Annotated in this window: 18 protein-coding genes, 1 tRNA gene and 1 pseudogene; 17 read left to right on the forward strand and 3 right to left on the reverse strand. The window is 70.8% G+C overall.

What is annotated here, in order from left to right:
- From AB0G15_RS30900 to AB0G15_RS30920, 5 genes and pseudogenes are all read left to right on the forward strand, one after another.
- Window positions 1–198, forward strand: a pseudogene (locus tag AB0G15_RS30900) (hypothetical protein); the annotation flags it as partial.
- A complete protein-coding gene (locus tag AB0G15_RS30905; protein WP_362677203.1) occupies window positions 195–980 on the forward strand; it encodes a TIM barrel protein in 786 nt (261 codons plus the stop codon). The pseudogene AB0G15_RS30900 and the gene AB0G15_RS30905, both read left to right, overlap by 4 nt.
- A gap of 141 nt (window positions 981–1,121) precedes the next feature.
- The gene (locus AB0G15_RS30910) at window positions 1,122–1,991 is read left to right on the forward strand and encodes a 2-hydroxy-3-oxopropionate reductase (protein ID WP_362846532.1); all 870 of its coding nucleotides are present in this window, start codon (window positions 1,122–1,124) and stop codon (window positions 1,989–1,991) included.
- Complete coding sequence (gene gcl, locus AB0G15_RS30915) at window positions 1,988–3,718, forward strand: glyoxylate carboligase (RefSeq protein ID WP_362846534.1); 1,731 nt, start codon at window positions 1,988–1,990, stop codon at window positions 3,716–3,718. Before AB0G15_RS30910 ends, gcl begins: the two co-directional genes overlap by 4 nt.
- Before the next feature lie 29 nt (window positions 3,719–3,747).
- Entirely contained in the window at window positions 3,748–5,292 is a 1,545-nt protein-coding gene (locus AB0G15_RS30920) for an aldehyde dehydrogenase family protein (RefSeq protein WP_362846536.1), read from the forward strand.
- Window positions 5,293–5,341: 49 nt separating this feature from the next.
- Here the strand turns inward: AB0G15_RS30920 and AB0G15_RS30925 are convergent, their stop codons facing one another.
- A complete protein-coding gene (locus AB0G15_RS30925; protein ID WP_362846538.1) occupies window positions 5,342–5,731 on the reverse strand; it encodes a DUF6703 family protein in 390 nt (129 codons plus the stop codon).
- A gap of 274 nt (window positions 5,732–6,005) precedes the next feature.
- Between AB0G15_RS30925 and AB0G15_RS30930 the strand changes: the two genes are divergently transcribed.
- The 6 genes from AB0G15_RS30930 (at window position 6,006) to AB0G15_RS30955 (ending at window position 14,149) form a co-directional block, all read left to right on the forward strand.
- Window positions 6,006–6,284, forward strand: coding sequence for an antibiotic biosynthesis monooxygenase family protein (locus AB0G15_RS30930; RefSeq protein WP_344748919.1), 279 nt, complete (start codon window positions 6,006–6,008; stop codon window positions 6,282–6,284).
- 210 nt (window positions 6,285–6,494) lie between these two features.
- The gene (locus tag AB0G15_RS30935) at window positions 6,495–7,880 is read left to right on the forward strand and encodes a glycine--tRNA ligase (RefSeq protein ID WP_362846540.1); all 1,386 of its coding nucleotides are present in this window, start codon (window positions 6,495–6,497) and stop codon (window positions 7,878–7,880) included.
- A gap of 877 nt (window positions 7,881–8,757) precedes the next feature.
- Entirely contained in the window at window positions 8,758–9,429 is a 672-nt protein-coding gene (locus AB0G15_RS30940) for a response regulator transcription factor (RefSeq protein WP_362846542.1), read from the forward strand.
- A 97-nt stretch (window positions 9,430–9,526) separates the two neighbouring features.
- The gene (locus tag AB0G15_RS30945) at window positions 9,527–9,784 is read left to right on the forward strand and encodes a hypothetical protein (protein ID WP_362846544.1); all 258 of its coding nucleotides are present in this window, start codon (window positions 9,527–9,529) and stop codon (window positions 9,782–9,784) included.
- A gap of 234 nt (window positions 9,785–10,018) precedes the next feature.
- Window positions 10,019–12,661 carry a pyruvate, phosphate dikinase gene (gene ppdK, locus AB0G15_RS30950; RefSeq protein WP_362846546.1) on the forward strand — a complete coding sequence of 881 codons (2,643 nt, stop codon included), beginning with the start codon at window positions 10,019–10,021 and terminating at the stop codon, window positions 12,659–12,661.
- 255 nt (window positions 12,662–12,916) lie between these two features.
- Entirely contained in the window at window positions 12,917–14,149 is a 1,233-nt protein-coding gene (locus AB0G15_RS30955) for a deoxyguanosinetriphosphate triphosphohydrolase (RefSeq protein ID WP_362846548.1), read from the forward strand.
- Between the two features lie 142 nt (window positions 14,150–14,291).
- On the opposite strand, the gene AB0G15_RS30960 is transcribed toward AB0G15_RS30955, so the two are convergent.
- Window positions 14,292–15,140, reverse strand: a complete 849-nt coding sequence (locus AB0G15_RS30960) for a M23 family metallopeptidase (RefSeq protein ID WP_362846550.1) — start codon at window positions 15,138–15,140, stop codon at window positions 14,292–14,294.
- 235 nt (window positions 15,141–15,375) lie between these two features.
- On the opposite strand from AB0G15_RS30960, the gene dnaG reads away from it, so the two are divergent.
- The 4 genes from dnaG to AB0G15_RS30980 all read left to right on the forward strand — a co-directional run bounded on the left by dnaG (window position 15,376) and on the right by AB0G15_RS30980 (window position 20,470).
- Window positions 15,376–17,229, forward strand: a complete 1,854-nt coding sequence (gene dnaG, locus AB0G15_RS30965; protein WP_362846552.1) for a DNA primase — start codon at window positions 15,376–15,378, stop codon at window positions 17,227–17,229.
- A gap of 152 nt (window positions 17,230–17,381) precedes the next feature.
- The gene (rpoD, locus tag AB0G15_RS30970) at window positions 17,382–18,518 is read left to right on the forward strand and encodes an RNA polymerase sigma factor RpoD (protein ID WP_362677942.1); all 1,137 of its coding nucleotides are present in this window, start codon (window positions 17,382–17,384) and stop codon (window positions 18,516–18,518) included.
- A gap of 192 nt (window positions 18,519–18,710) precedes the next feature.
- A complete protein-coding gene (locus tag AB0G15_RS30975) occupies window positions 18,711–20,012 on the forward strand; it encodes a hypothetical protein (RefSeq protein ID WP_362846554.1) in 1,302 nt (433 codons plus the stop codon).
- Window positions 20,009–20,470, forward strand: coding sequence for a hypothetical protein (locus AB0G15_RS30980; protein WP_362846556.1), 462 nt, complete (start codon window positions 20,009–20,011; stop codon window positions 20,468–20,470). The genes AB0G15_RS30975 and AB0G15_RS30980 overlap by 4 nt, the downstream gene beginning before the upstream one ends.
- Window positions 20,471–20,708: 238 nt before the next feature.
- On the opposite strand, the gene AB0G15_RS30985 is transcribed toward AB0G15_RS30980, so the two are convergent.
- Window positions 20,709–21,020, reverse strand: a complete 312-nt coding sequence (locus AB0G15_RS30985) for a YtxH domain-containing protein (RefSeq protein WP_362846558.1) — start codon at window positions 21,018–21,020, stop codon at window positions 20,709–20,711.
- A 170-nt stretch (window positions 21,021–21,190) separates the two neighbouring features.
- Between AB0G15_RS30985 and AB0G15_RS30990 the strand changes: the two genes are divergently transcribed.
- Both AB0G15_RS30990 and AB0G15_RS30995 read left to right on the forward strand, forming a co-directional pair.
- Window positions 21,191–21,266: transfer RNA gene (locus AB0G15_RS30990), tRNA-Asn, on the forward strand.
- A 350-nt stretch (window positions 21,267–21,616) separates the two neighbouring features.
- Window positions 21,617–22,777 (forward strand): nitric oxide synthase oxygenase, encoded by a 1,161-nt coding sequence (locus AB0G15_RS30995; protein WP_362846560.1) that lies wholly within the window; start codon window positions 21,617–21,619, stop codon window positions 22,775–22,777.
- Window positions 22,778–22,945 lie beyond the last annotated feature (168 nt).

Consider the following 22,945-nt stretch of genomic DNA (forward strand, 5'->3'; position numbering starts at 1 on the left):
GGCTCGGCCGGCACCGCCCAGGCCAAGAAGGACGCCCTGGAGAAGGTCGGCGTCCGCGTCGGCAGGACCCCGAGCGAGACCGCCCGCCTGATGCGGTCGGCACTGGCCGCGCTGGGCACGCCGGCCGCGCCGTCCGGGCCGGCGGTGCCGTCGGCGCCGCCCGCGAAGGTCTCCCTGGGAGTGGGAGAGGCGTCGTGAAGTTCGACGTCAACCTCTCCATCCTCTTCACCGAGCTGCCGCTGCTGGAGCGCCCCGCCGCCGCGGCCAAGGCGGGCTTCGACGCGGTCGAGCTCTGGTGGCCCTTCGCCGTCCCCTGCCCGGCCGACCGCGAGATCGACGCCCTGCGGCGGGCGATCGAGGAGGCGGGGGTGCGCCTGGTCGGCCTCAACTTCGACGCCGGGGACATGGCGGCGGGGGAGCGGGGCCTGCTGTCGCGGCCCGACGGCTCGGCCAGGTTCCAGGCCAACGTCGAGGTCGCGGCGGGCCTGGCCGGAACGCTCGGCTGCCGGGTGCTCAACGCCCTCTACGGCAACAGCGTGGCGGGGCTGCCCCCGCAGGCCCAGCGCGAGCTGGCGCTGTCCAACCTGTCCCTGGCGGCGAGGGCGGCGGCCGGGGTCGGCGCCACGGTCGTGGTCGAGGCGCTCAACTCCTACGAGAGCCCCGACTACCCGATCACCTCCTCGGACGCGGCCTTCGAGGTGATCGACCAGGTGGACGCGGGCAACGTGGCCTTCCTCGCCGACCTCTACCACCTGCACCGGATGGGCGAGGACGTGCTCACCCTCATCGACACGAGCGTCCACCGGTTCGGCCACGTCCAGATCGCCGACGCCCCCGGCCGGGGGCAGCCGGGCTCCGGCGCCATGCCGTACGACCGGATCCTCGAGCGCCTGGAGACCTCGGGATACCGGGGCCACGTCGGGCTCGAGTACCGCCCCACCGGCCCCAGCGCCGAGAGCTTCGGCTGGAGGGACGCGTGACCTCCCGCACGGGCCGCACACGGCACACCACCGGATCGCGCGCGGTGACCGGCCGCGCCCCCACCCCCGGGCCGAGGCCCGGGATCTCCACCTTGGAGGTATTCGATGAACGCTGAGCGAGGGAGGAGCGGTGAGCCGCTCATGAACATCGGATTCATCGGCCTGGGGATCATGGGCAGTCCGATGGCGGCGAACCTGGTCAGGGCCGGGCACACCGTCGTCGGCTACGACATGAGCTCTGAGCGGATGGACGCCCTCGCCGTGGCCGGCGGCAAGTCCGCGGGCAGCGTGGCGGAGGCCGTCGCGCAGGCCGAGGTCGTGATCACCATGTTGCCCGACTCGCCCCAGGTGGAGGAGGTGGCCTTCGGCGACGACGGGCTGCTCCAGCAGGGCAGGCGGGGTCTGATCCACATCGACATGAGCACCGTGCGGCCCGAGACCTCCCGCAGGGTCGCGCAGGCCGCGGCCGTCAAGGGCATCAGGGCACTGGACGCCCCGGTGAGCGGCGGCGAGCGCGGCGCGGTCGACGGCACCCTCTCGATCATGGTCGGTGGCGCCGCCGCCGACTTCGCGGCCGTACGCCCGCTCCTGGCGGTCGTCGGCACGACGATCGTGCACGTGGGTCCCGCCGGGGCGGGACAGACCGTGAAGGCCGCCAACCAGCTCGTCGTCGGTGGCATCTACGGCCTGGTCGCCGAGGCGATCGTGCTGCTCGAAGCCTCGGGGGTCGACCCCGCCGGCGGGCTCGACGTCCTGGCCGGCGGGCTGGCGGGCTCCCGCATCCTCGACCTCAAGCGGCACTCCATGATCAGGCGCGAGTTCGCACCGGGGTTCCGGATCGACCTGCACCACAAGGACATGGGCATCGCCATCGCCGCGGCGCGGGAGGCGGGCGTCTCGCTCCCGCTCACCGGGCTGGTCGCCCAGCTCGTCGCCGCGGCCCGTGCCCAGGGGCACGGCTCCCTCGACCACTCCGCCCTGCTCAAGGTGATCGAAAGGATCAACCAGTGAAGCGGATTCCCTGCATGGAGGCCGTGGTGGCCGTCCTGGAGTCCGAAGGCGTCGACACCGTCTTCGGCATCCCGGGCGCGGCGATCCTCCCGCTCTACGCGGCGCTCCAGCACAGCGACATACGCAACGTCACCGTCCGCCACGAGGAGGGCGGCACGCACGCCGCCGACGGCTGGGCCCGGGTCACCGGCAACGTCGGCGTCTGCATCGGCACCTCGGGCCCGGCCGGCACCAACATGATCACCGGCCTCTACACCGCCCTCGCCGACTCCATCCCCATGATCTGCATCACCGGGCAGGCGGCGCGCGACAAGCTTCACCAGGAGGCGTTCCAGGCGGTCGACATCGTGGAGATCGCCAAGCCCGTCACCAAGTGGGCGGTCCAGCTGAAAGAGCCGGCCCAGGCCCCGTGGGTGTTCAGGGAGGCCTTCAGGATCGCCAGGTCCGGCCGGCCGGGCCCCGTCCTGATCGACCTGCCGATCGACGTGCAGCGCGGCACCTGCCTGTACGACGCGGAGATCGACACCCCGCTCCCCGTCGATGTCCCGAAGCCCACGGCCCCGGCGGTCCGGGCGGCGATCGACATGCTCATGGGCGCCCGGCGGCCCCTCATCCTGGCCGGCGGCGGGGTGGTCATCGCCGACGCCGCCGCCGAGCTGCGCGCGCTCGCCGAGCACCTGCAGGTTCCCGTCCAGGTGACGCTGATGGGCAAGGGGGCCTTCCCCGAGGACCACCCCCTGTTCGCCGGCATGGCGGGCATCCAGACCCAGACGCGCTGGGGCAACGCGGCGCTGCTGGAGAGCGACCTGGTGCTGGCGGTGGGCGCCAGGTTCGGCGACCGGCACACCGGCGACCTCGACACCTACCGCCGGGGGCGCAAGTTCATCCACGTCGACATCGAGCCCACCCAGATCGGCAAGGTCTTCGAGCCCGACCTGGGCGTGGTCGGCCACGCCCGGCCCACGCTGGCTGCCCTGGCGAAGGAGGCGGGTCACCGTACCGAGGCCCGCAGTCCCGGACGGTGGCCCGCGCGGGTCACCGAGCTGCGCGGCACGCTGCTGCGGCGCGACGACTTCGACGACGTGCCGATCAAGCCGCCGCGGGTCTTCCGGGAGCTGAACGACTTCTACGGGCCCGACACGACGTTCGTCACCGCGATCGGCCTCTACCAGATCTGGTCGGGGCAGTTCCAGAAGACCTACCTCCCGCGCCGCTACCTCGTCTGCGGGCAGGCCGGGCCGCTGGGCTGGGAGGTGCCCGCCGCGATGGGCGTCAAGTGCGCCTACCCGGAGCGGCAGGTGGTGGCCGTGGCGGGCGACTACTCCTTCCAGTTCCTGATGGAGGAGATCGCGGTCGCCGCCCAGTACCGCATCCCGTTCGTCATCGTGATGATCAACAACGAGTATCTCGGGTTGATCCGCCAGGCCGAGATCCCCTACGACATGAACTACGCCGTCGACCTCCACTACGGCGAGGGCGGTGTCGACCACGTGAAGCTCATGGAGGCGTTCGGCTGCCCGGCCCGGCGCGTCGAGCTGCCCGGCGAGATCGGCGACGCGCTGGCCTGGGCGAGCGCGGAGTCGGACCGCCTGCAGCTCCCGGTGCTGGTCGAGGTCATGGTCGAGAGAGAGGCCAACGCGGCCATGGGCCCCGCACTCGACGCGATCAAGGAGTTCGAGCCGCTGCCCGAGCAGGAGCTCGCCCTGGCCATCGACTGGTCCGACTGAATCGGCCGGTCCAACCGAGGAGACCACCCATGTCACTCATACTCAAGCCGGGGTCGGCCTGGTCCGACGCCTACGACCGGTGCGTGGCGGCGGCGCCCCAGGCCTTCCACGACGACCGGGTGCTCAACCACTGGGGCGGCTTCTGGCAGCGCGACGGACGTCCGGAGCCGGCCGCCTCGCCGGTGGACGGCACCGCCATCGCCGGGCCGCCCCGCCTCGACAGGGCCACCGCCCTGCGCGCGGTGCGGGCCGGTCTCGACGAGCACCGCCTCTGGCGCCACGTGCCGCTCGCCGAGCGCAAGGCCCGCGTCACGGCGGCGCTGGAGGCGATGACCGCCCACCGTGACCTGCTGACCCTGCTGCTGGTCTGGGAGATCGGCAAGCCCTGGAAGCTCGCCGCGGCCGACGTCGACCGGTGCATCGAGGGGGTGCACTGGTACGTCGGCGAGATCGACCGGATGGTCGCCGGCCGCGTCCCCCTGGCCGGCCCGGTCAGCAACATCGCCAGCTGGAACTACCCGATGAGCGTGCTGATGCACGCCATGCTCGTGCAGGCCCTCGCGGGCAACGCGGTCATCGCCAAGGCGCCCACCGACGGCGGGCTCGCCTGCCTCACCCTCGCGACCGCGCTCGCCGCCCAGGAGGGGCTGCCGTTCACCCTCGTCAGCGGAGGAGGCGCCGAGCTCTCCCCGGCGCTGGTGCGCGGCAAGGAACTGGGCTGCGTCTCCTTCGTCGGCGGGCGCGACGCGGGCGGGCAGGTGGCCACCTCGCTCGCCGACCTCGGCCACCGGCACGTCCTGGAGCAGGAAGGGCTCAACTGCTGGGGGGTGTGGGAGTACGGCAACTGGGAGCTGCTGACCGGGCAGATCCGCAAGAGCTTCGACTACGCCAAGCAGCGCTGCACGGCCTACCCGCGCTTCGTGGTGCAGCGCTCGCTGTTCCACGATTTCCTGGCCGCCTACCTGCCGGCGGTCCGGTCGGTGCGCTTCGGCCACCCGCTGGCCGTGCAGGGGCCCGACGACCCGCCGCCCGACCTCGACTTCGGCCCGCTGATCACCAACGCCAAGGTCAAGGAGCTCGCCGACCAGGTGGACGAGGCGGTGGCCAAGGGCGGGGTCCCCTTATACCGGGGCTCCCTCGACGACGGGCTGTTCCTGCCCGGCCAGGACACCTCGGCCTATCTGGCGCCCGTCGCCATCCTCGGCCCGCCGCGATCGTCCCCGCTCTTCCACGCCGAACCCTTCGGGCCGGTCGACACCGTCGTGCTGGTCGACACCGAGGCCGAGCTGCTGGCCGCGATGAACGCCAGCAACGGCGCGCTGGTCGCCACGGTCTCCTGCGACGACGAGGAGACCGTCAGGCGGCTGGCCCCGGAGGTGCGGGCGTTCAAGGTGGGGATCAACGCGCCCCGCTCGCGCGGCGACAGGGAGGAGCTGTTCGGCGGGCTCGGCGCCTCCTGGCGGGGCGCCTTCGTCGGCGGCGAGCTGCTCGTCCGGGCCGTCACCCAGGGGCCCGATACCGAGCGCCTGCCGGGAAACTTCCCCGGCTACACCCTTCTGCCCACGTCCCGCTGAGAAGGCGTCCCGCCCATCCACACGACACCGGGAGGGTGTCGACGTGGCGTCAGAAGGCGCCGAAGCGGTCGGCGGCGAGCAGGATCAGGAAAGTGAGCAGCGCGACGCGCAGGAGACGCCCCCCGTTTCCCAGGGACGGCCACGACATGTAGGCGAGCCAGCCCACGAACCCGATCACCGGAAGCACGGCGACGCCGCCCCAGAAGGACGGCACCGCGAATCCGGCCAGGAGGAGGACCACCAGCGCCACCGGGGCGATCCACCGGGGGAGCTGGAACAGGAAGACGAGCGGGGCCGCGCTGCGCCTCTCGACCTTCCGCCGCAGCCCGGTCGCCCCCGGCGTGAAGAACTGCTCACCCGGGGGCAGCGGGCGCTTGCCCTGCCTGGGGCGGGGCTGTGCCAGAGGGTGTGCGGGGCGTTCCTGACGCTTGTCGGCCACAGGCCGAGCCTAACGCCACCGCGCCCGCCGCGACATGCCCGGAGCCCGGGACCGTCCGCCGTCCGCCGCCCGCCGCCCGCCGCCTGCCGTCCGGGAACGGGCGGGGCGGCGCGGCGCGACAGCGCCAAGCCCTTCGGGGCACGGCCTTTCGGGACACGGCCTCTCAGGGCACGGCCTCTCAGGGCACGGCCTCTCGGGGTACGCCCCTTCAGGGCATGGCCTCTCGGGGCACGGCAGGGCGGGGACCGGGAGCGGGCTCTGTCATGCTGGGCGGATGCTTGCTCTCATCCGCTACTCGGTGCCGCCGGGCCAGACCGAGGAGTTCACGCTCCGGGCCCACGAGATCGTCGACACCCTGGCCGGGCAGCCGGGTTACGTGCGCGGCCGGGTGTCGAGGTCGGTGGACGAGCCGGAGTTGTGGGCGCTGGTCAGCGAGTGGGAGGGCGCGGGGTTCTACCGCAGGGCACTGGGCGCGGCGCGGATGGCGATGTATCCGCTGATGACCCTCATGATCAACGAACCGAGCGCGTTCGAGGACGTCGAGCGCCCCTGACGTCCCGCCCGTCGCCCCGCCGTCTTCCCGCTGTCTTCCCGCCCGTCGCCTTACCGTCGTCCCACCTTTGTCTCGCCGTCGTCCCTGGGAAGCTTTGCCCGGGCGAGGCGGGCGGCATGGTTTATCCGCACGTCCCGGGGGTTCGTCTCCCCTAAGCTGGAGGCTCAATCAATTCCTCGCCGACCTCCAGCCGGATGGAGATTCTCCCTTATGGCACGCCGTACGGACATCATGGACACCATCGTCAGCCTCGCCAAGCGGCGCGGTCTTGTGTATCCCTCCAGCGAGATCTACGGCGGCCTGCGCGCGTCGTGGGACTACGGTCCGCTGGGCGTGGAGCTCAAGAACAACGTGAAGCGGCAGTGGTGGAAGACCGTGGTGCAGGGGCGTGACGACGTGGTCGGCCTCGACTCCTCAGTGATCCTGGCCCGCGAGGTGTGGCAGGCCAGCGGCCACGTGGAGACCTTCACGGACCCGTTGACCGAGTGCCAGTCGTGCCACAAGCGCTACCGGGCCGACCACCTCGAAGAGGCCTACACCGAAAAACACGGGAAGCAGCCCGTTAACGGCCTGGCCGACATCACCTGTCCCAACTGCGGCACCAAGGGCGCCTTCACCTCGCCGAAGCAGTTCAGCGGCCTGCTGAAGACCTACCTCGGCGCGGTCGAGGACGAGTCGGGCCTCGCCTACCTGCGTCCCGAGACCGCCCAGGGCATCTTCATCAACTACCTCAACGTGCAGCAGTCGGCGCGCAGGAAGATCCCGTTCGGCATCGGCCAGATCGGCAAGTCGTTCCGCAACGAGATCACCCCGGGCAACTTCATCTTCCGCACCCGCGAGTTCGAGCAGATGGAGATGGAGTTCTTCGTCAAGCCGGGCAGCGACGAGGAGTGGCACCAGTACTGGATCGACGAGCGGTTCCGCTGGTACACCGACCTGGGCATCAACCAGGACAACCTGCGCATCTACGAGCACCCGAAGGACAAGCTCTCCCACTACTCCAAGCGGACCGTCGACATCGAGTACCGCTTCAACTTCACCGGCACCGAGTGGGGCGAGCTCGAGGGCATCGCCAACCGCACCGACTTCGACCTGACCGCGCACGGCAAGGCCTCCGGCACCGACCTGAGCTTCTTCGAGCAGGACACCGGTGAGCGCTACGTTCCGTACGTGATCGAGCCGGCCGCCGGTGTCGACCGGGCCACACTCACCTTCCTGATCGACGCCTACACCGAGGACGAGGCGCCCAACGCCAAGGGCGTCATGGAGAAGCGCACGGTCATGCGCCTCGACCACCGGCTCGCGCCGGTCAAGGTCGCGGTGCTCCCGCTGTCGCGCAACGCCGACCTGTCGCCCAAGGCCAAGGACCTGGCGGCCCAGCTCCGCCGTCGCTGGAACGTGGAGTTCGACGACGCGGGGGCGATCGGCCGCCGCTACCGCCGCCAGGACGAGATCGGCACGCCGTTCTGCATCACCGTCGACTTCGACACGCTCGACGACCAGGCGGTGACCATCCGCGAGCGCGACTCGATGGCCCAGAAGCGGGTGGCTCTCGACCAGGTCGACTCCTACCTCCGCCAGCACCTCAACGACTGAGGCCCGCCCCGCCCGACCGGTCACGGCCGGCGCTCCCCATACCCGGGGGTCGCCGGCCGTCGCTGTTTCCCGGCCCCGGTCCCGGCCTCTCCCGGTTCCGGTCCCGGCTTCTCCTGGTTCTGGTTCCGCCGGCCCCGGCCTCTCCCGGCCCCGGCCTCTCTCCGCCACGGCTTCCCACAGCTCCCCGCCAGGGTTCTCCTCCGGCCGTTCCGGCTCCCCGCCCAGCTCCGGTCCGGTGGACACCGGCGATCCCCCACCGGGCGACCCGGGGCGAAAGACGAGATAAAAAAAGCAGGCTTACAGCGGTTTTCAGAGGCTTTTGATGACATCAGGGCGATCGTGCGCTCAACGAAGGGAAGAACGATGGCGCGCGTATCACCTTGGAAGGCCGTTCCGGGGGGGCGTGGCCCTCGGCGGGGTCGTCTTCCCGCTCACGGGAAGTACGGCCCACGCCGATCCGCGACCCGCCCACGACGCGATCCGCGACCCGCCCACGACGCGATCCGCGACCCGCCCACGACGCGACCCGCGACCCGCCCACGACGCGACCCGCCGCGGCTGCTCGTCGACGACTGCCCGGCTCACCACGGACTTCCGGTACGGCCATCGGCGAGCTGCGGGCGGTCTACGACGACATCGGCACGGACCGAGCGGCAGGAGGTCTGGCCGTGGTTCGTCGGGGTGGCCCTGCTCGGCGCGGTCGTGGCGGCCGGAACCTCCCTGTTCTGGTTCTCGAGGATCCGTGAACAGAGACGGCCGGGCCGTCCGGCACTGGAGGGGAGTGAATGGAAGTGGAGGGAAGGGAATGCGAGGGAACGAAAGCGCGGTATGGCGGTGGCATCCGCGTTTCCGGCCGCGCACGACCTAGGTTCGTACCATGCGACTGCTCGTTGTCGAAGATGAGGAAGACCTGGTCGACGCCCTGCGCGTGGGGCTCGTCCGGGCCGGATACGCGGTCGACGTCGCCTGCGACGTGGCCCAGGCGCGGGAGAAGCTCCAGGTCAACTCCTACGACCTGGTCCTTCTCGACCTCAACCTGCCCGGAGGGGACGGCTTCGAGGTCTGCCGGGCGCTGCGCGGGACCGGCCAGGGCCAGGCCGCGCGGATCATCATGGTGACCGCGCGGGACCGGTTGGACGACCGGGTCGGAGGGCTGGACGAGGGCGCCGACGACTACCTGGTCAAACCGTTCGCCTTCCCCGAACTCCTGGCCCGGGTCCGCGCGCTGCTCCGCAGGGAGCCGGGCGGCGGCACCGCGATCCTGCAGGTGGGGGCGCTGCGGCTGGACACCTCCCGGGTGGAGGCCCACTCGACCGGGCGCGAGCTGGGGCTGACCCCCAAGGAGTTCGGTGTCCTGCACTACCTGATGACCCGCCCCGGGCACGTCGTCTCCGCCGAGGAACTCCTGGAGCACGTCTGGGACGAGCACACCGACCCGTTCACCAACACCGTGCGGGTGACGGTGGGAAACCTGCGGCGCAAGCTCGGCGCCGACGCCGTGATCGAGACCGTGGTCAGCAAGGGTTACCGGCTGCGGGAGGACGTGTGAGGTTCTCCTTCGCGCAGACGATCCGCTTCCGGCTGACCGTGCTCCACTCCAGCCTGCTGTTCCTGCTCTCCGCGCTGGTCGTCTGCTGTACGTCGCGGTGGCCGGGAGCGCCGAGGAGCGGCCCTGCACCGTCCAGCAGGCCAGGCTCCACGGCGTCGACACCGAGCGCCACGTCGGCAAGGCACCCGTCGTCGAGCTCGCCGAGGTCGAGAACGCGGTCGACCCGCTCACCCTGCGGACCCTGCGCGACTACTCGTTCCTGACCCTGGGCGGGCTGTTCCTGGCGAGCTTCGGCATCGACTGGGTCCTCTCGGACCGGGTGCTGCGTCCGGTGCGCTCGCTGAACCGCCCGTGAACGGGTTTGAATAGGCGGGAAATTGGTTTATACCAATTGGTGTAAACCAATTTCCGAGGTGATCGATATCCTCGCGTATTTGATCTGGATTTGAATTGGATTAGACCGGTTCTACCGCTTTGAGCTGCGATGATGCTGTTCCGTGTAGTGAGTGCCGTTTCATCGTCTTGTTCGTCGGTAGAGTCCGGAGAGAGGCGGAACCAGACGCCGTTTGAAGTCGCAGAAGGAGCAACCGTGCCGAAGTACGTTTACGACTTCACCGAGGGCAACAAAGATCTCAGGGACCTGCTCGGTGGTAAGGGAGCGAACCTCGCCGAGATGACCAACCTCGGGCTGCCGGTGCCCCCCGGCTTCACCATCACCACCGAGGCGTGCCGGAGCTTCCTCGCGGACGGGGTCCTTCCCGAGGGGATGCAGGAGGAGGTCTCCGAGCACCTGGCCGCCCTGGAGACCGCGATGGGCCGCCGGCTGGGTCAGGCCGACGACCCGCTCCTGGTGAGCGTGCGCTCCGGAGCCGCGTTCTCCATGCCCGGCATGATGGAGACCGTCCTCAACATCGGGCTCAACGACGACTCGGTCCACGGGCTGGCCAAGCAGGCGGGCGGCAACGAGCGCTTCGCCTGGGACTCCTACCGGCGCCTCATCCAGATGTTCGGCAAGACCGTCCAGGACATCGACGGCGAGCTCTTCGACAACGCCCTGGAGGAGCTCAAGGACGGCCGCGACGACCTGGAGCTGGAGGCGGCCGACTTCAGGCGCCTGGTCGCGACGTACAAGGAGATCGTGCGCGCCAGGACGGGCGAGGACTTCCCCGCCGACCCGTACCTGCAGATGCGCATGGCGGTGGAGGCCGTGTTCGCGTCGTGGAACGCCCCGCGCGCGGTCCTGTACCGCCGCCAGGAGCGCATCCCGGCCGACCTGGGCACCGCGGTCAGCGTCTGCTCGATGGTCTTCGGCAACTGCGGCATGGACTCCGGCACCGGGGTGGCCTTCACCCGCGACCCCGGCACCGGCCAGCAGGGCGTGTACGGCGACTACCTGCAGAACGCCCAGGGCGAGGACGTGGTCGCGGGCATCCGCAACACCATGCGGCTGCAGGAGCTGGAGGGCATCGACAAGCCCGTCTACGACGAGCTCATGCGGACCATGAAGACGCTGGAGGACCACTACCGCGACCTGTGCGACATCGAGTTCACGGTCGAGCGCGGCAAGCTCTGGATGCTCCAGACCCGGGTGGGCAAGCGGACCCCGGGCGCCGCGTTCCGCATCGCCGTGCAGCTTGTCGACCAGGGCGTGATCGACCTCGACGAGGCGGTGACCCGGGTGACCGGCGACCAGCTCGCCCAGCTCATGTTCCCCCGGTTCGCCGAGGACGCCGGCGGCAAGGTGATCGCCAAGGGGATGAACGCCTCGCCGGGCGCGGCCGTCGGCAAGGCCGTCTTCTCCACGCCCAGGGCCGTCGAACTCGCCGAAAGCGGAGAGGCCGTCATCCTGGTCCGCCGCGAGACCAACCCCGACGACCTGGCCGGGATGATCGCCGCCCAGGGCGTGCTGACGAGCCGCGGAGGCAAGACCTCGCACGCCGCCGTGGTCGCCAGGGGCATGGGCAAGACCTGTGTCTGCGGCGCCGAGGAGCTGGAGGTCTCCGCCGCGGACCGCGCGTTCACCACGGCCTCGGGCCTCGTGGTCTCCGAGGGCGACGTCATCTCCATCGACGGCACCAGCGGAGCCGTCTACCTCGGCGAGGTGCCCGTGGTCCCCTCCCCGGTCGTGGAGTACTTCGAGGGCTCGGGCGACCGGGACGACGAGCTCGTCCGCGCCGTGCACCGGATCATGTCCCACGCCGACGGGGTGCGCCGGATGGCCGTGCGCGCCAACGCCGACACCGGCGAGGACTCCGCCAGGGCGCGCAGGTTCGGCGCCCAGGGCATCGGGCTGTGCCGCACCGAGCACATGTTCCTCGGCGACCGCCGCAGCCTGGTGGAGGACCTGGTGCTGGCCACCTCCGCCGAGGAGCGCGAGCGGGCGCTGGCCGCGCTGGAGCCGCTGCAGCGGGCGGACTTCACGAAGATCTTCCAGGCGATGGACGGCATGCCCGTCACGATCCGCCTGATCGACCCGCCGCTGCACGAGTTCCTGCCCGACTACACCGAACTGTCGGTGAAGGTCGCCCTCGCCGGTGACGCGGTGGAGGAGAAGGACCGCAGGCTCCTGGTCGCGCTCAAGCGGCTCCACGAGGAGAACCCGATGCTGGGCCTGCGCGGCGTCCGGCTCGGCCTGGTCATCCCCGGCGTGTTCGCCATGCAGGTCCGGGCGATCGCGGCGGCGGCCAAGGCGGTACCCGGCAGCCGTCCGGAGATCATGATTCCGCTGGTGGCCGCCGTCCAGGAGCTGGAGCACGTCAAGGACGAGGCGCGGCGGATCCTGGAGGAGACCGGCGTCGACGCGCTGATCGGCACGATGATCGAGGTGCCCCGCGCGGCGCTGACCGCCGGGCAGATCGCCGAGGCCGCCCAGTTCTTCTCCTTCGGCACCAACGACCTGACCCAGATGACCTGGGGCTTCTCCCGCGACGACGTCGAGGCCGCCTTCTTCGCCAAGTATCTGGAGCTCGGCGTCTTCGGCGTCTCCCCGTTCGAGACCCTGGACCGCGACGGCGTCGGCAGGCTCGTCGAGATCGCCGTCGAGCAGGGCCGCGCGACCCGTCCCGACCTGAAGCTGGGCATCTGCGGCGAGCACGGCGGCGACCCGGACTCGATCCACTTCTGTCACCAGGCCGGTCTCGACTACGTGTCCTGCTCGCCGTTCCGTGTCCCGGTCGCCCGGCTGGAGGCCGCCCGCGCCACCCTGGTGTGCGGCGGTTCCGACACCCGCTGACCCCGCCCACTTCGCGGGGGCGCTCCGGCACCACCGGAGACGACGCCCCGCGGAGCCGGTCCCCGCGGCCCGCCCCACCCTCACCGGGGCGGCCGCGGGCCCGGTACGCGCCACGCCCGCGCGGTCGCGCTCGTGGCGGGCCTTCCCTGACGGGCCGCTGGTACAGGTGGGGAACGGCGGCACATTCCCGGTGACCAGGTGTTTTCTCGTCGTTCGGCATGGCAGGGCCCTTTCGCGGATAAAATCAGTGCACTTATGCATGGCTATGACGAACACGATCAGGCCAGGTGGGTGCCGGAACCGCCCGGCAACCCCGGCCGCAGCCCGTTCGAGCGCGATCGGGCACGGGTGCTGCACAGCGCAGGGCTCCGCCGGCTCGCCGCCAAGACCCAGGTCGTCGGCCCGGGGGAGACCTTCGGCAACGGCCAGCACATCCCCCGCACCCGCCTGACCCACTCCCTGGAGTGCGCGCAGATCGGCCGGGAGATGGGGGAGACCCTCGGACGCAACCCCGATCTGGTGGAGACCGCCTGCCTGGCCCACGACCTCGGCCACCCGCCGTTCGGCCACAACGGGGAGACGGCGCTCAACGAGCTCGCCGCCGGGTGCGGCGGCTTCGAGGGCAACGCGCAGAGCCTGCGCCTGCTGACCCGGCTGGAGGCCAAGGTCGTCACCGAGGACGGCCGCAGCGCCGGGCTCAACCTCACCCGCGCCTCCCTGGACGCCGCCGTCAAATACCCGTGGACCCGCGAGAGAGGCGCCAAGTACTGCGTCTACGACGACGACATGACGGTCTTCGAGTGGATTCGGGAGGGCGCGCCGGAGGGGCAGGTCAGCTTCGAGGCCCAGATCATGGACTGGGCCGACGACGTCGCCTACTCCGTACACGACCTGGAGGACGCGCTGCACTCCGGCGGCGTGGTCCTGGAGGCGATGCGCGACCCCGCCGAGCGCCGCGAGGTCTGCGCGACCACCCGCGAGTGGTACGCCCCCGACGCCGAGCCCGGCGAGCTGGAGGACCTCTTCGGACGCCTGATCACCCAGCCGCTCTGGCCCCGCCACTTCGACCGCTCACTCGCCGACCTCGCCGCGATCAAGGGGCTGACCAGCTCGCTCATCGGCCACTTCTGCAAGTCCGCGGAGGTCGCCACCCGAGAGGTGTACGGACCGGCGGCCGGGCGCTACAGCGCCGACCTGATCGTGCCCAGGGCCACCCGGCTGGAGTGCGCGCTGCTCAAGGGGGTCACGGCCCACTACGTGATGGCCAGCGACGCGCACAACGCCAACCAGGCCAGGCAGCGCGAGCTGATCCACGACCTGGCCCACCACATCATGCTGGGCGCACCCGGCACCCTGGAGCCCGCGTTCAGGCCCGCCTTCGTCAGAGCCGGCGGCGACGCGGGCCGGCTCCGCGTGGTCGTCGACCAGATCGCCTCGCTCACCGACACCTCCGCCGTCGCCTGGCACCGCGCCCTGACGGCCCGCTGACCGGGCCGTGTCACGTTCCCGGGGCCGGCCCGGCGCCTCCTGTCCCCGGGGCCCGGTGCTCTGTCCCTGAGGTCCCTGAGGTCCCTGAAGTCCCCGGGTGGCGTCGTGGACGAGCCCGTCGCGGGCCGCCGTGTCACGTTCCCTAGGCCGGCGCGCCGGTGCCGCCCAACAGGCTCTGCTTCGGCTCCGGCTCCGGCTCCGGCTTCCTGGTCGGCTTCTTCGTCGGCTCCGGTTTCGACGCGCACAGGGTGAAGCACCGGGGAGCCGCGCCGGTCTGGTTCATCACGGCCTGCATCTCCTCCCTGGGGGAGAGCGTGGGGTTGCCCTTCAGCCAGGCGTCCAGGTAGTTCCAGGGCTTGACCATGCCCCGGCGCACCCACCACATCGAGGGGGAGGTCTTCCAGGAGATCGCGAAGTAGAGGTTGCTGGCGGTCGAGCGGGCGTTGCCCGAGTTGCCGACCTGGCCCAGGACCTGACCGGCGCTGACACGCAGTCCCGGCCTGATCCCCAAGGCGACCTTGTCCAGGTGGCCGCCGAGGTAGCGCACGCCGTCGTCGCCGATGACCGTGACGAACCGGCCCTCCCGGTCGGCGCCGCGGTCGGTGGAGGGCTTCCACCGGTTCTTGGTGTTGACCTCGTCGACCACGCCGTTCACCGGTGAGACGAACGAGCAGCCCTTGCCGGCCCAGATCGTGGTCTTGGGCAGCACCAGGAGCCTGCTCTCGTAGGTGACCGAGCAGCCCTTCACCGGGAAGACGTAGGTGTGCTTGGAGACCTTGGGCGGCGGGACCCGCACCGGGGGGTCGGCCTTGGGGCGGTCGACCGCGGTCCGGGGGGCGGGGGTCGGGGTCGCCTCGGGCATGGTCGCGGTGACCGACGAGGCCGGTGAACCGGCCGCGGACTCCGTCCCGGGGGTCGGAACCGCCGTGCCGATGCCCGCCACCCCGCCGGGCGACGCGCAGGCTCCGGTGACGAGCACCGCACCGGTCACAGCGGCCAATCGTGCTATATGCCCCGATCGCATGATCTCCACCCGCGTACATTATCGAGAATCCGCCTTTACCTTTGTAACCGACGTCCTGGTTGGTCACGACCACTTCGGGAAAGTCATCGTTCCTCCTGTCCCTCCCGTCCCGGCAGTAGCGTCCCGGCCTGCCGGAAGATCGCGGCGAGGGCGGGCGCACTCGTCGCCCCGACCTGTCGGAGGGCCGGACTAGACTCGCGGCGTGGCAGGCCGGATCAGTGATGAGGACATCGCGCTCGTACGGGAGCGCTCACCGATCGCCGACATCGTGGGCGAGCACATCCAGCTCCGCAACGCGGGCGGCGGCAACCTGAAAGGGCTCTGCCCCTTCCATGAGGAGAAGAGCCCGTCCTTCAACGTGACCCCCACCCGGGGTTACTGGTACTGCTTCGGCTGCGCCGAGGGCGGTGACGTCATCACCTTCGTCCGGCGCCTGGAGCATCTGTCGTTCGGCGAGGCGGTCGAGCGGCTGGCCAACCGGGCGGGCGTCCAGCTCCGCTACGAGCAGGGCGGCTACGTCCCCGGGCGCGAGCAGGGCGAGCGCATCCGCCTGATCGAGGCCCATCGGGCGGCGGCGGAGTTCTACGTCTCGAAGCTGTCCGCCCCCGACGCCGCGATCGGGCGCAGGTTCCTGTCGGAGCGCGGGTTCGAGCGGGTCGACGCCGAGCGCTTCGGCGTCGGATACGCCCCGGCCGAGTGGGAGGCCCTCTCGCGGCACCTGATGGCGCGGGGCTTCACCACCGCGGAGCTGATCAAGGGCGGGCTGGCCAAGGAGGGGCGGCGCGGCCCCATCGACCGCTTCAGGGGACGGCTGGTCTGGCCCATCCGCGACATAACCGGTGACGTCATCGGTTTCGGCGCACGGAAATTGAACGATGCCGAAGACGGGCCGAAATACCTGAACACCCCGGAGAGCCCGCTCTACAAGAAGAGCGAGGTCCTCTACGGCGTCGACCTGGCCAAGCGCGAGATCTCCAAGCGCTCCCAGGCCGTGATCGTCGAGGGCTACACCGACGTGATGGCCTGCCACCTGTCGGGCGTGCCGACGGCGGTGGCCACCTGCGGCACCGCGTTCGGCGAGGAGCACATCAAGGTGCTCCGGCGGCTGCTGCTCGACCAGTCGGGGTCGCGCGGCGAGGTGATCTTCACCTTCGACGGCGACGCGGCGGGCCAGAAGGCGGCCCTGCGCGCCTTCGCCGACGAGCAGAAGTTCGTCACCCAGACCTTCGTCGCGGTGCAGGCCGACGGCCTCGACCCGTGCGACCTGCGCATCAGGCACGGCGAGGCGGCCGTGCGCGACCTGATCGCCGGGCGGGAGCCGCTGTTCGCGTTCGCCATCCGCAGCGTGATCTCCCGCTACGACGCGAGCACCAACGAGGGGCGGCTCTCCGCCCTCGACGCCGCCGCCCCGATCGTGGCCGGCATCAAGGACACCTCCCTGCGCCGGCTGTACGCCGTCGACCTCGACCGGTGGCTGGGCTTCAACAACGAGCAGTTCGTCCTCGACCGGATCGCCGAGGTCTCCGCGGCGGCCCAGCCGCGCGCCCAGCAGCGCCCCGCCGGCCCGCGCAAGGTCGCCGACCTCACCGACCCCGGCGTACGGACCGAGGCGGAGGTGCTGCGGCTGGCCGTGCAGCGTCCCGCGCTGCTCGGCCCGGCCTTCGAGGCGCTGGGAGCGGAGGCGTTCACACTTCCCGAGCACGCGGCCCTCTACCGGCTGATCGTCGGCTCCGGCGGCACCGCCACGGCGGGGCAGGGCGGGCGCGAGTGGGTCGACCTGCTGCTCGGCGGGGCCGAGGACTCCCTGCGCGGGGTCGTCACCCGGTTCGCCGTGGAGGAGCTGCGCGCCGACCTGGCGAGCGAGGAACGCTACGCCTCGGCCATGCTGGCGGCCCTGGAGCTCGTCTCGGTGGCGCGGGCCATCGAGCGGCTCAAGTCGAGGATGGAGCGGACGAACCCGGTCGACGAGCAGCAGGAGTACAACCGGCTGTTCGGAGAGCTGGTCGCGCTGGAACAGCAGCGGCGGGTGCTCAAGGATCGGGCCGCCGGGAGCTGACGGCGTAATTTGCTCTAATATCCGCGGGATGATTCCACCAAACCCGAATAAGGTCTCGATCCGATAATGATCGCGGCCTTACCTCCGGTGACAAAAATAGGTCTGCCATTTAGGGGACCCAATACAGCAGACTGTCTCCCGTGGGTGCATCGGTGCTGCCAAGTGGGCCGCCATCGGTAGACCAGGTGGCCGACCTCGTTACGAAGGGAAGGGAGCGCGGAAGCGTCACGGTCGATGACGTGGCCGCCGCTCTCGACAAGTCCGAGCTGCCGTCCGACGCGCTCGAACGCGTCGTCCGCATGCTCGCCGAGCACGGAGTGGAGGTCCTCGAGCCCCAGGGCGACGAGGAACCCGTCCGGCCCGATGAGGAGGATGTCGGGAAAAGGGCCCCGACCAGCGATCTGGTCCGCATCTACCTGCGGGAGATCGGTCGCGTGCCCCTGCTCACGGCCGAGGAGGAGGTGGAGCTCGCCAAGTCCATCGAGGCGGGCCTGTTCGCCGAGGACAAGCTGACCAGCGTCGTCTCGCGTCTGGTCTTCCCGGAGTTCAAGGAGCTCGCCTGGCAGGGCACGCGGGCCAAGCAGCGGCTGATCGAGGCCAATCTGCGGCTGGTCGTGTCAATCGCCAAAAGATATGTGGGACGCGGGATGCTGTTCCTGGACCTCATCCAGGAGGGCAACCTCGGCCTCATCCGGGCGGTCGAGAAATTCGACTACACCAAGGGCTACAAGTTCTCCACATATGCCACCTGGTGGATTCGCCAGGCGATCACCAGGGCCATCGCGGACCAGGCGCGCACCATTCGGATTCCGGTGCACATGGTCGAGACGATCAACAAGCTGGTACGGGTCCAGCGCCAGCTCCACCAGGATCTCGGCCGCGAGCCCGCGCCCGAGGAGATCGCGATGGAGATGGACCTGCCGATCGACCGGGTGATCGAGATCCAGCGGATCGCCCAGGAGCCGGTCTCCCTCCAGTCGCCGATCGGCGAGGAGGACTCCGACCTCGGAGACTTCATCGAGGACGCGGACGCGGTGGTGCCGATGGAGGCGGCGGCCTTCATCATGCTGCAGGACCAGCTCGACGACATCCTCGCGACCCTCTCCGATCGCGAGCAGCGCATCATCCAGCTGCGCTTCGGGCTCGCGGACGGGCATCCCCGGACCCTGGAGGAGGTCGGCAGGGAGTTCGGCGTGACGCGCGAGCGCATCCGGCAGATCGAGTCGAAGACCCTCGCCAAGCTCAGGCACCCGACGAGGGCGCAGATGCTTCGCGACTACCTCGACTGAGGAGCCACACGGCGCGGACCCCGGGAACCTCCGTTCCCGGGGCCCGCGCCGTTGCGCGGGGCCTGTTGTGATCGTCGTGGAACCTCCGTTCCCGGGGTCCGCGCCGTTGCGCGGGGCCGCGCCGCCCCCTCTTCGGCGCATTGGAGGCGGGCCGGGCTGTTCTCCCGGCCGATACAGGCGCAGACTGGGCGGATGGAGTCGCGAGCGGCGGTCGACGACGCCGCGCTCGGGCGCGAGGCGTGGTCCGTGCTCGACGCGAACTGGACGGGGTCCGCGACCGTCCCCGCGCCCGGCCTCTACCCCCACCAGTGGAACTGGGACTCCACCTTCGTCGCGATGGGCCTGGCCCGCTGGGACACCCGCAGGGCCGGAACCGAGCTGATCAGCCTGCTGGCGGGGCAGTGGGGCACCGGGATGGTGCCGCACATCGTCTTCCGCCCCGTCCGCGCGGAGGGCTACTTCCCCGGCCCCTCCGTCTGGCGCTCCCCGGACCATCCGGCCTCTCCCAACGCCGTGTGCACCTCCGGGCTGACGCAGCCGCCGCTGCACGCGCTCGCCCTGTGGTGGATATGGCGGCACGCGGCCGACCGGGACACGGCCGTCGCCCTCGTACGGCGGATCTACCCGATGCTGGCCGCCCAGCACGACTACCTCGCCACGTCCAGGGACCTCGGCGGGGGAGGACTGGCCGCGATCGTGCACCCGTGGGAGTCCGGGATGGACGACAGCCCCGCCTGGGACGCGCCGCTGGAGGCGCTGCCCTCGGTACGCCACGCCTACCACCGGCGGGGGGAGCCCCCCGAGCGGCATCCCGACAGCCGCCACGACCGCTACATGGCCCTCGTCCTGGGCTACCGGGACTCCGGCTACGACCCGGCCTACCTGCGGGACGAGCACCCGTTCGCGGTCGAGGACCCGATGTTCAACGGGATCTGGCTCGCCTCCTGCCAGGCCCTCGCCGAGCTGGCCCCGGTGGCGGGCACGGACGCGGGCCCGTACCGGGAGGCGGCGGAGCGGATCCGTGCGGCGCTGCTGGAACGCCTCTGGGACGACGGCGTCTTCCGCGCCCGCGACCTGCGCGGCGGGCGGCTCAGCCCCGTCTGCACGGTCGGCTGCTTCGGGCCGATGCTCGACCAGGAGATGCCCGCCGACCGGGTCGCGGAGCTGGTGAGGGTGCTGGAGTCGGCCCGCTTCATGGGAGCCGCCGGATATCCGGTGCCGAGCTGCGAGATCCGCGCCCAGCAGTTCGACCGGTCCTGTTACTGGCGCGGGCCGTCCTGGGTGAACACCAACTGGCTGTTGCGGCGGGCGGCGGGCGCGCACGACCTGGCGGGACTGGTGCGGCTGCTCGGCTCGGGCACCCTGCGCCTCGTACGGCAGGCGGGTTTCCGCGAGTGTTTCGACCCCTTCGACGGCAGCGGGCGGGGCAGCCGGGACTTCTCCTGGTCGGCCGCGCTCACCCTCGACCTGCTGGCGGATACCGTGGAACGGTGAAGCTCTTCAATCGCATGCCCTCCGAGGTCCGCGCGGCCCTCGCTCCGGGCGACCGGGTGCTCGTCTACGCCGAGGGGCCCGACGGCTACGTGATCGCCGCGGACAAGGCCCTCTACCTGGGGGGTGAACGCCTGCCCTGGTTCCAGGTGGATCGCGGGGTGTGGGACGAGGAGGGGCTGACGGTCGGCACCACCGACGGGCGGTCGCACCGGGCGCTGCTGCCCGAGCCCGGCCGGATCCCCGAGGCCGTACGGGAGCGGGTGACCGCCTCGATCGTGGTCAACCAGTACGTCCCGCTGGACGCGCGAGGGGGAGTGCGGCTGGTGGCGAGGAAGGCCGACGCCGACCGGCTGATCTGGGAGTTCGTCTTCGACTCCGGCCTCGATCCGGAAGATCCCGGCCTGCGCGCCCTCGCGGAACAGGCGCTCGAGGAGACACGCCGGAGCTTCGGCGTCTGAGATCCCGGAGCGGGGCCGCCCCGGCCGGCCGAACCTTTCCGTTCCGGTACGAGCCGGGTCTCCGCGTGGGCCCGAGGGCGGGTGCAGTCTCCGCGTGGGCCCGAGGGCGGGTGCAGTCTCCGCGTGGGCCCGAGGGCGGGTGAAGATCGGCCTCAGACACGCGAAAGGCCCCTGGAGGGGCCTTTCGCACCGGCGGGCCGTTCCCGGCCCGTGGATGCCGACGGGGCGGCTGGAAAGATCAGTAGGGCGCGTTGGTCCTCTGGTTCTCCGGCCAGCCGGTGCCCGTGTCGTCGTGCTCGTCGCCGTGCCAGCCGTTGGCGGAGCGCAGGAACGGCAGCCGGTTCCTGGCCACGTCGCTCACCTTGGTCCTGGCCACACCCGTCGCCTTGGAGACCTTGGCGCCCATCAGGCCGGCCGTCTCCTGCACGGTGGGGTTGTCGGAGATCCGCTGGGCCAGCCCTTTGATCTGTTCGTAACGTTCCCGGCCGGCGCGGCTCCCCAGGATGTAGCCGACCGCGAATCCCACTCCGAGCATCAGTCGATAACGCATGTCCACCTCCACAAGCATGTTCCGCGGACCCTGTCCTGTGATCACTCGCGGATCGCCTCGTCTCGCACCTACCCCGGAGTATCGATGCGACACACACCCATGGAGTGCGCTAATCTATTCCTGCGCCGCAAGGAACGGGGAACACCCGGTCCGACCAGCGCAAAGCGCAATCCCGTGTAGCTCAATCGGCAGAGCAGCCGGCTGTTAACCGGCAGGTTATAGGTTCGAGTCCTATCGCGGGAGCCAGTTGGAAGGCCCCGGAAGCCCCGCTTCCGGGGCCTTCGTCGTCTCCCGTTCCGATTCGGGCGGCCTCTCGCCTCGCGATTCGCCGGACAAACCACGGTGAATCACAGAAAATGAGGAACGCCGCGCCCGGTGCCGCCCTGATCGCGGCGAGTGAGCCGATGCGCGGTTGCCGCGGACAACAGCGATCGCAGCGGGGAAGGGCCGCCGCGTTCAGGGCACCGCGCCGCCCGGAACGGTCGTCGTGCCCGTGAGCCACAATTGGTGGTTTTTCTGTGCTGACCTGGCGAAGGTCCCGGCGGCGTGCGCCGGATCCGATCTACGACGTCCCCGGTGTCCCTGATGTTTCTGATGTGCTCGGTGTCCCCGGGGTCCTCGGTGGTGTCCCCGAGGTGTCCCCGGTCGACGTGGCGGCGGCCGAGGACTACCTCAGGCTGTTCTACACGGAGAATCCCGGGGCGGGAGTCCTGCGGGAGCGCCTGCGCGAAGTCCGGCAGGAGATCGCCAGGACCGGGACGTACACGCACACTCCCGGCGAGCTGATCTTCGGTGCCAGGGTGGCCTGGCGCAACAGCGGCAGGTGCATCGGACGCCTGTACTGGCGCTCGCTGCGGGTGCGCGACCGGCGGCACGTCACCACGGCCGAGGGAGTCGCCGTCGAGTGCGTGAACCACCTGCGGGACGCGGCGCCGAACCGCAGGATCCGCCCGACGATCACGGTTTTCCCGCAGGACCGGCCGGGGGCCCCCGGGCCGCGGATCTGGAACGAGCAGCTCATCCGCTACGCCGGATACGCGATGGAGGACGGCTCGGTCGTCGGTGACCCCCGCTACACCGGTTTCACCGCGATGCTGCGCGAGTTCGGCTGGCCCGGCGGCCCCGGCAGTCCCTTCGACGTTCTCCCGCTGGCGGTCTCGATGGGGGACGGGCCGCCGCTGCTGTCCACGATCCCCGGCGACGCCGTGCTGGAGGTCGCGCTCTCGCACCCCGCCCACCCGTGGTTCGAGGAGCTGGGACTGCGCTGGCACGCGGTGCCGGTCATCTCGAACATGTGCCTGGAGATCGGCGGGATCTGCTACCGGGCGGCCCCGTTCAACGGCTGGTACATGGGTACCGAGATCGGCGCCCGCAACCTGGCCGACACCGACCGCTACGACCTGATGCCGCTGATCGCCCGGCGCATGGGACTGGACACCGGAAGTGACCGCTCGCTCTGGCGGGACTACGCGCTGGTGGAACTGAACGTGGCCGTCCTGCACTCCTTCGAGCGGGCGGGGGTGACGATGACGGACCACCACACCGAGTCGAGGCACTTCCTGATGCATCTCGAACGCGAGGAGAAGGAGGGGCGGGTCTGCCCGGCCGACTGGAGCTGGATCGTGCCCCCCATGTCCTCCTCGGCCACGCCGGTCTTCCACCGCTACTACGAGGACCGGCTGCTGTCGCCGAACTTCGTCCACCATCCGGACTCCCTGGAGCGTGCACTCGGTCACCGGACTGCAACGGGGGGTTAATCCGGAGGAAACGTACCGGCGATGCACTTGCAGTGACCCACCTCATGGTGGGGCGCACCTAGGGTTCCGCCGCCGCCGACGCCGCGCGCCACGATCGTGAGGTCGTACGGCGTCGGCGCGGGACTGGTCCGAGAGGTGCAGGCGGCCACGCGGCCGTTCCACGGCGGG

The sequence above is a fragment of the Streptosporangium sp. NPDC023825 genome, from assembly GCF_040639575.1.
In the GTDB taxonomy this organism is placed as follows: domain Bacteria; phylum Actinomycetota; class Actinomycetes; order Streptosporangiales; family Streptosporangiaceae; genus Streptosporangium.

What these genes read in the sequence shown, in the direction of transcription:
- AB0G15_RS30955 (WP_362846548.1), top strand. Translation starts at nt 12,917, where the DNA reads ATGCATGGCTATGACGAACACGATCAGGCCAGGTGGGTGCCGGAACCG.
- AB0G15_RS30975 (WP_362846554.1), top strand. Translation starts at nt 18,711, where the DNA reads ATGGAGTCGCGAGCGGCGGTCGACGACGCCGCGCTCGGGCGCGAGGCG.
- AB0G15_RS30940 (WP_362846542.1), top strand. Translation starts at nt 8,758, where the DNA reads ATGCGACTGCTCGTTGTCGAAGATGAGGAAGACCTGGTCGACGCCCTG.
- AB0G15_RS30910 (WP_362846532.1), top strand. Translation starts at nt 1,122, where the DNA reads ATGAACATCGGATTCATCGGCCTGGGGATCATGGGCAGTCCGATGGCG.
- AB0G15_RS30935 (WP_362846540.1), top strand. Translation starts at nt 6,495, where the DNA reads ATGGCACGCCGTACGGACATCATGGACACCATCGTCAGCCTCGCCAAG.
- AB0G15_RS30920 (WP_362846536.1), top strand. Translation starts at nt 3,748, where the DNA reads ATGTCACTCATACTCAAGCCGGGGTCGGCCTGGTCCGACGCCTACGAC.
- AB0G15_RS30985 (WP_362846558.1), bottom strand. Translation starts at nt 21,020, where the DNA reads ATGCGTTATCGACTGATGCTCGGAGTGGGATTCGCGGTCGGCTACATC.
- AB0G15_RS30930 (WP_344748919.1), top strand. Translation starts at nt 6,006, where the DNA reads ATGCTTGCTCTCATCCGCTACTCGGTGCCGCCGGGCCAGACCGAGGAG.